6 protein-coding genes are annotated in these 6,746 nt (G+C 50.1%); 3 read left to right on the forward strand and 3 right to left on the reverse strand.

All coding sequences use genetic code 11. The features are described from left to right. Positions 1-70: 70 nt before the first annotated feature. From ACTF5Z_RS02240 to ACTF5Z_RS02250, 3 genes are all read right to left on the reverse strand, one after another. Positions 71-490, reverse strand: a complete 420-nt coding sequence (locus ACTF5Z_RS02240) for a PaaI family thioesterase (protein ID WP_423848722.1) — start codon at positions 488-490, stop codon at positions 71-73. A 132-nt stretch (positions 491-622) separates the two neighbouring features. Next, a complete protein-coding gene (gene fusA, locus ACTF5Z_RS02245) occupies positions 623-2,716 on the reverse strand; it encodes an elongation factor G (protein WP_438984337.1) in 2,094 nt (697 codons plus the stop codon). 239 nt (positions 2,717-2,955) lie between these two features. Beyond that, positions 2,956-3,732 carry a bacteriorhodopsin gene (locus tag ACTF5Z_RS02250; RefSeq protein ID WP_423848720.1) on the reverse strand — a complete coding sequence of 259 codons (777 nt, stop codon included), beginning with the start codon at positions 3,730-3,732 and terminating at the stop codon, positions 2,956-2,958. Between the two features lie 288 nt (positions 3,733-4,020). Here ACTF5Z_RS02250 and ACTF5Z_RS02255 point away from each other — a divergent pair, with 288 nt between their 5' ends. The 3 genes from ACTF5Z_RS02255 to ACTF5Z_RS02265 form a co-directional block, all read left to right on the forward strand. Beyond that, positions 4,021-5,055: a polyprenyl synthetase family protein gene (locus ACTF5Z_RS02255; protein WP_438984338.1), complete on the forward strand. Its 1,035-nt coding sequence runs from the start codon at positions 4,021-4,023 to the stop codon at positions 5,053-5,055. Beyond that, complete coding sequence (gene crtI, locus ACTF5Z_RS02260; RefSeq protein ID WP_438984339.1) at positions 5,045-6,532, forward strand: phytoene desaturase family protein; 1,488 nt, start codon at positions 5,045-5,047, stop codon at positions 6,530-6,532. The genes ACTF5Z_RS02255 and crtI overlap by 11 nt, the downstream gene beginning before the upstream one ends. A gap of 4 nt (positions 6,533-6,536) precedes the next feature. Next, on the forward strand, positions 6,537-6,746 hold a 210-nt coding region (locus ACTF5Z_RS02265; RefSeq protein WP_438984340.1), incomplete at its 3' end, for a squalene/phytoene synthase family protein.

The raw sequence follows: 6,746 nt of genomic DNA on the forward strand, positions 1-6,746 counted from the left end.
GGGTCACTGGTTCAAGTCCAGTCGTAGCTACCACCTCGCCTTAAAGCCGTCGCACGAGGGCAAACCAAAATTATTTTGCCCGTCCAAGTTTCGCCACAGAACTCGACGTAGCCGTCAATTCGCCATCACTATTGGTAATAGATCCCTCAAAAAAGGCCGTTTTGTAGCTCGCCTTAATCACACGACCCTCCACTCGCAAAGATCCGGCGCGAGTCGGTGCCAAGTAAGACGTCTTAATTTCGAGCGAGGATACCGCTGTAATACTTTGATCAACAGCAAAAATGGCGTGCGACATCGCCGCATCCAACATCGCGGTAATAAAGCCGCCCTGCACGATATCAATACTGTGACAAAAGTCCTTGCTGACATTAAATTCGAACACGCAGGTCGCCTGCTCTAAATCGACATCAACAATACGCCCGCCCAGCATACGAATGAAACCCGGTGCATGCCCGTTCAAGCCTTCAATTAACTGCGTCTTATCCGTCACTATTTGTAACCCCCCTAAAAAAACGCCACATTGTATGAGATAGCGCCAGCGCTTTAAAACCTAATTCAGCGTCTTTTTCGCGGGCGTAAAAAAACCCGGCTTGGCCGGGTTTTCAGAGTCAGGCCCTAAGACCTACTTATTCTTCGCTTCACGACGCGCTTTGGCTTCTTCGATTACCTTAGCCGACACAGCTGCTGGGCATGGTAGGTAGTGCGAAAACTCCATCGAGAACTGACCGCGACCTGAAGTCATGGTACGCAAATGGCCAATATAGCCAAACATCTCAGACAGAGGCACATCGGCTTTTACACGAACACCGGTAGACGATGGCATTTGGTCTTTAATCATGCCACGACGACGGTTTAAATCACCGATAACGTCACCAACGTGATCTTCAGGCGTGAACACATCCACCTTCATGATCGGTTCAATCAACTGAGGACCGGCTTTTGACATCGACTGACGATATGCGCCACGCGCTGCCAGTTCAAATGCAATTGCCGATGAGTCAACCGCGTGGTAAGAACCATCGTATAACTCGACTTCTACGTCCAGCACGGGGAAGCGAGCCAATGGACCTTCAGCCATCATATTCTCGAAACCCTTCTCAATCGCTGGGAAGAATTCTTTCGGTACGTTACCACCCACAACCGTCGACTTAAAGCTGAAGCCACTGCCCACTTCACCGGGACGGATTCGGTAGTCAATTTTACCGTACTGACCTGAGCCACCCGACTGTTTCTTGTGGGTGTAGCTGTCTTCGACTGCCTGGGTGATGGTTTCGCGATAGGCCACCTGAGGCTGACCAACCACGAGCTCAACACCATAGGTACGCTTAAGAATGTCGATCTTAATGTCTAGGTGCAATTCGCCCATACCCTTAAGAATGGTCTCACCTGAGTCTTCGTCAGTTTCAACGCGGAACGATGGGTCTTCAGCAATCATTTTACCGATCGCGATACCCATTTTCTCTGAGCCACCTTTGTCTTTCGGTGCAACGGCAATCGAGATAACAGGCTCAGGAAACACCATCGCTTCCAGCGTACAAGGGTGATCGACAGAACACAGTGTATGACCCGTTTGCACGTTTTTCATGCCAATACAGGCGAAAATATCACCCGCTTGAACGGTATCGATCTCGTTACGGTCGTTAGCGTGCATCTCTACCATTCGGCCAATTCGCTCGGTTTTACCCGTGGCGGAGTTCAGGATGGTATCGCCCTTTTTCAACTTACCCGAGTAAACGCGAATAAAGGTCAAGGCGCCAAAACGGTCGTCCATGATTTTAAACGCTAAAGCGCGGAAAGGCTCGTCAAGGGAAACGGTAGCAACTTTGCCCGTGGGGTTACCTTCTTCGTCGGTAAGATCCTGAGGATCAACTTCGGTTGGGCTGGGGAGATAATCAACAACCGCATCCAATACCAACTGAATGCCCTTGTTTTTGAAGGCCGAACCACAGTAGGTTGGGAAGAAGTCGAGTTTACGAGTGCCCTCGCGGATACAACGTTTAACGTCTTCAATCGAAGGCTGCTCGCCTTCCATGTAAGCCATCATTAAGTCGTCGTCTTGCTCAACTGCAGTTTCAATCAGCTGCTCGTAGTAAGCATCGACATCATCGACCATGTCGGCTGGAACATCAGTCACTTCGTAGTTTTCTGGCTGACCAGAGTCGTCCCAAATGTAGGCCTTCTTGGTTAATACATCCACCACACCCACGAAATCGTCTTCACGACCGATCGGCAAAGTCATGACCAATGGGTTAGCCGCCAAGACGTCGCGCACCTGATCTACTACGCGATAGAAATCGGCACCCAAACGGTCTAGTTTGTTTACAAAAATCAAACGAGCAACTTCCGACTCGTTGGCGTAGCGCCAGTTGGTTTCTGATTGGGGCTCAACGCCACCCGAACCACAGAATACACCCACGCCGCCGTCCAATACTTTCAAAGAACGGTAAACTTCCACGGTGAAGTCAACGTGCCCAGGAGTATCGATGATGTTTAAGCGGTGATCGTTCCAGAAGCAGGTCGTCGCTGCTGACTGAATGGTAATACCGCGCTCTTGTTCCTGCTCCATGAAATCGGTAGTCGCTGCACCATCGTGTACCTCACCGGTGCGGTGGATTTTACCGGTCAATTTAAGGATACGTTCGGTCGTGGTGGTTTTACCCGCGTCCACGTGCGCGAAAATACCAATATTTCTGTATAAAGATAGATCTGCTGCCATTGGTCTACTCGTCGAGTTTAGTGTTTAAAAAATACAACTTAAAATTTCGCGCGCAAGTTTACAGGAAATTACGCCGGGGTGAGTGACTTTCTTTGAAAAGAGGAGGGTTTTTTTCGGTTTTTGCAAAAAATACCACTAAATCAGTGCCACAGTGAACGGCTCGACACCTAGATCAGGCGTCACAGCCAGGTTATAACGAAAAAAGCCGCCCTGCGGCGGCTTGAAAAGGACTATAAAACTTAAGCTTTCGCTGAAGTGTCTTCGTTTGCTGCGTACCAAATGAACAGGCCGAACGCGATCTTGTTCAAGACATCTGCTAGGTTGTACACGATGTTCAGGGTGCCCTGATCAGTACCGCCCGCCATGTAGCCCAGGAAGTAACCGATGGGGTAAATTGCCCAGCCGATTGTCACTGTCCACTTCATCAAACCGTACGCTTTTTGGACTGCAGGAGGTGCTTCCGCTGCAGCAACCTTACTTGCTTCACCCGCAAAGATTTCGTACAGAATGTAGAACCATCCTAGCATTCCGATTACAAAGCCTACTGTGACGTTCAAGTAACCCGCCTCGCCCATGTAACCAGGGACCAGCATTACTAAGGTACCGATCAACAGGCGCCAGAAGACACCACCAGACACCTTCGTAATCGCAGCTAAGATCAAGTAGAACTCGATCATCAACAGTGGGACTGTTAGCAACCAGTCGATGTAACGGAAATCCGTTGGCGAAGTTCCTGTGCTCACCCACACTTCACGCATATACATGTAGTGGAAGGCTGCGATGAACGTTACCAAAGCCGATACAGTCAGACTCGTCGCCCACTTGCCACCCATCCGCAACGCTTCCATTAGGAAGAACATTGTAGAGGCTGCCAAGGCCATTGATATTAACCAGAAAGAGTAGCCCACAAAGTCACCCGATTGAAGCATTGTGCTTGCAAACACAGAGCTTGAACCGAGCGCAAACAGGCCGACTACCCCTGCTTTGTGCCACACGTTTACACTTTTATTGAACATAGCTATTTCTCCAATTTTTCTTATCTCGAGATATTTTACCGCTTGTTACCACAGTGCAGATGCACGTGTTTGATGCGCATCTCATCGCAAATTGGATCACTTTCGTCGCAAAAAAAAATAACGATGCACCAAAAAAATATCCAACTAATTGTTTTATAAAGAAAAATATTTTAATAAAGAAATTTAACTGGAATTGACTTTTAAATTTTTCTTGATCCAGTGATCCTCAACCAAACTTGCGTGCGTATGCCCCATACCAACAAGACAAAAATAACTGAAGGTTGGACTATGGATCAGACCATCTTAGCGGTAGCAAGCGGCGTAGCAGCGCCTCACGTGGCAGGTAAGCAGTGCATTGAGGAAGGGCTTGAACAAGCGTTCAAAATCACTGTTCAACAAGCGCCCTTATCACTCCGCGACCCCTGTCGCGAGCATTTCAACAAACGAGGCAAGCATTTACGCGGCAAACTCGCGTACTCGGCAGCGCGGCAGTATGGATCTTCGTCACAGGCAGCGTCTTCATGGGCCGCGGCAGTGGAACTTTTGCACAATGCGTCCTTGGTGCACGATGATCTGTGTGACAAAGACAGTAAGCGACGAGGCCAGCAAACGACCTTTAGGCAGTATGGAGAGGCCGTTGCCGTCTGTTTGGGAGACTACTTAATCGCTAAAGCCTATGAGTTTGCTGCGCGAGCGGGTACCGAAAGCCTCCACCTTTTGTCGTCGAGCATCTCTGCTTTGGTGGGTGGCCAAGCCGCCGAATTCGCCAATGCCGGCTACCCTACGTGGTCTGAATACGAGCAAATCGCTGTCAGCAAAACCGCCCCTCTACTCAGTATGGGTGTTGTCGGCGCAGCTCTTATCAATCAGCAAAGCGCGCCCGAAGCAGAACTGGAGCATTATTTTTATCATGCAGCGCTGTGCTTCCAGATGATTAACGACATTCGAAATTTCAGCGGTTCAGATGGCGCTGAAGCGCCCTGTTCCGATTTGGCAAACTGCCGCCCTAACGCCGTGATCGCAAGTTTCACAGAGACATTACCCAAACACCTTAACGCACGCTTCTCGCTTTGGGCTGACAAAATAAGGACGGGAGAAATTATCGCCGACACGGTAGAAACGAGAGAGTGGTGGCAGCGCCTGTGTGCGTCCGATGCGTTTTCAGATACCGCACAACGTTTGCACTTTCACTTCAATATGGCAAGCGCTTCGTTAGCGCAGCTACCGACGAGTCTGCAATCTGTCATCAACCCTCTTAATCAGTGGCTAGCATTAGAACTTACAAAAACTCAGCATTGCATGAGCAATCAACGTGACGACTGATCAAACGCATACCTTAATTGTTGGCGGCGGATTTGGAGGCATTGCCAGCGCCCTGCGGTGCCGCGCACTTGGACATCAAGTTACACTGGTTGACCGACTAAGTGAACTCGGAGGAAGAGCACAAGTCTTCGAACGCGAAGGTTTCCGTCACGATGCCGGCCCAACTGTCATCACTGCTCCATTTATGTTTGAAGAGCTTTTTCAGCTGTTCAACAAAGATATTGCGGATTATGCCGACATTGTGCCCTTGGACACGTGGTACGAATTCTATTTTAACGATGGTAAATCGTTCACCTACAAAGGCGATATCGAGCACACGTTTGCGGAAATCGCCAAATTCGAACCAAAAGATGTTGCTGGTTATCAATCACTTCTCGCCCTGTCACAAAAGATCTTTTCGGTCGGATTTGAACAGCTGTCGGCACAGCCCTTCACCACGTTTACGACGATGCTCAAACAGGTGCCCGCACTTGTCCGCCTGCAGAGCTATCGCACCGTTTTCGGTTTGGTGAGCCGATTCATTCGTAACGAGCACTTGCGCAAAGTATTTTCGGTCCATCCACTGCTGGTCGGCGGCAACCCGTATACGACGACTTCGATCTACACGCTCATACATTACTTAGAGCGCCAATGGGGCATCCATTTTTGCATGGGGGGAACAGGCGCCTTGGTTTTAGCACTAAAAACCCTAATGCAAGAAGAGGGCATATTGATCCAGACTGAGTGCGATGTAGAGCAAATTCTTATCGAGAATCACCGTGCAACAGGCGTCGTTACCAGTCAGGGCCAAACAATACGCGCCGATAACGTCGTTTTTAACGGAGATGCCCCCCACGCGTATCGAGCTTTGCTGCCCAAATCACTCAAACGCCAACCCATTCGACGCCCAGAAGCACTCACACAGTACTCGATGGGACTGTTTGTACTCTACTTTGGCACGCGCGCCACTTACAGCGACATTGCGCACCACACGATATGGCTGGGCCCTAGACACAAAGAGTTACTAGAAGATATCTTTGACAACCATATCGTCCCAGATGACTTCTCGCTGTACCTACACCGTCCGACGGCGACGGATCCGAGCTTCGCACCAGACGGCTGCGAGAGTTTTTACGTCCTGTGCCCTGTCTCTAATTTAAAATCTGGCACCGACTGGGAAGTAGAAGGCCCGCGGCTGAGAGATCGTATTGTGACCGCATTGAATGAAACGATCCTTCCGGGGCTTGCAGACACGATCTGCGCCGAGTTTTGGATGACGCCTGAGGATTTCAAAACGCAGTATCGGTCTGAGCATGGCGCGGGGTTTTCGATTGCACCGACGCTCACCCAGTCAGCTTACTTTCGTTATCACAACCGCGACCCCGATGTGAGCAACTTATATTTTACGGGCGCCGGCACACATCCCGGCGCCGGATTGCCAGGGGTGCTGTCCTCCGCCAAAGTGGTAGAGCACCTCATGCGAGACGAAGGAGTGTAAACCCATGGTGACGCAGCCTCTCACGTCCGATCAAGTCACTGCTCGCGAAAGCACCATGGAGACATTGGCGTCGCACGGAAAGACCTTTTATTGGGCCTCTTTTTTCCTAACGAGGCGACAGGCCAAAGCGGCCGCCGAGCTCTATGCCTGCTGCCGAGCGCTCGATGACTTAGCCGATTCAGCGACACAATCCGAACTCACAAAAAAACACACC

This window comes from Aequoribacter sp. (assembly GCF_965659035.1).
In the GTDB taxonomy this organism is placed as follows: Bacteria; Pseudomonadota; Gammaproteobacteria; order Pseudomonadales; family Halieaceae; genus Aequoribacter.

Excerpts from the sequence above, each read along its gene's own strand:
- fusA (WP_438984337.1), bottom strand. The coding sequence starts at position 2,716 with ATGGCAGCAGATCTATCTTTATACAGAAATATTGGTATTTTCGCGCAC.
- ACTF5Z_RS02250 (WP_423848720.1), bottom strand. The coding sequence starts at position 3,732 with ATGTTCAATAAAAGTGTAAACGTGTGGCACAAAGCAGGGGTAGTCGGC.
- ACTF5Z_RS02255 (WP_438984338.1), top strand. The coding sequence starts at position 4,021 with ATGGATCAGACCATCTTAGCGGTAGCAAGCGGCGTAGCAGCGCCTCAC.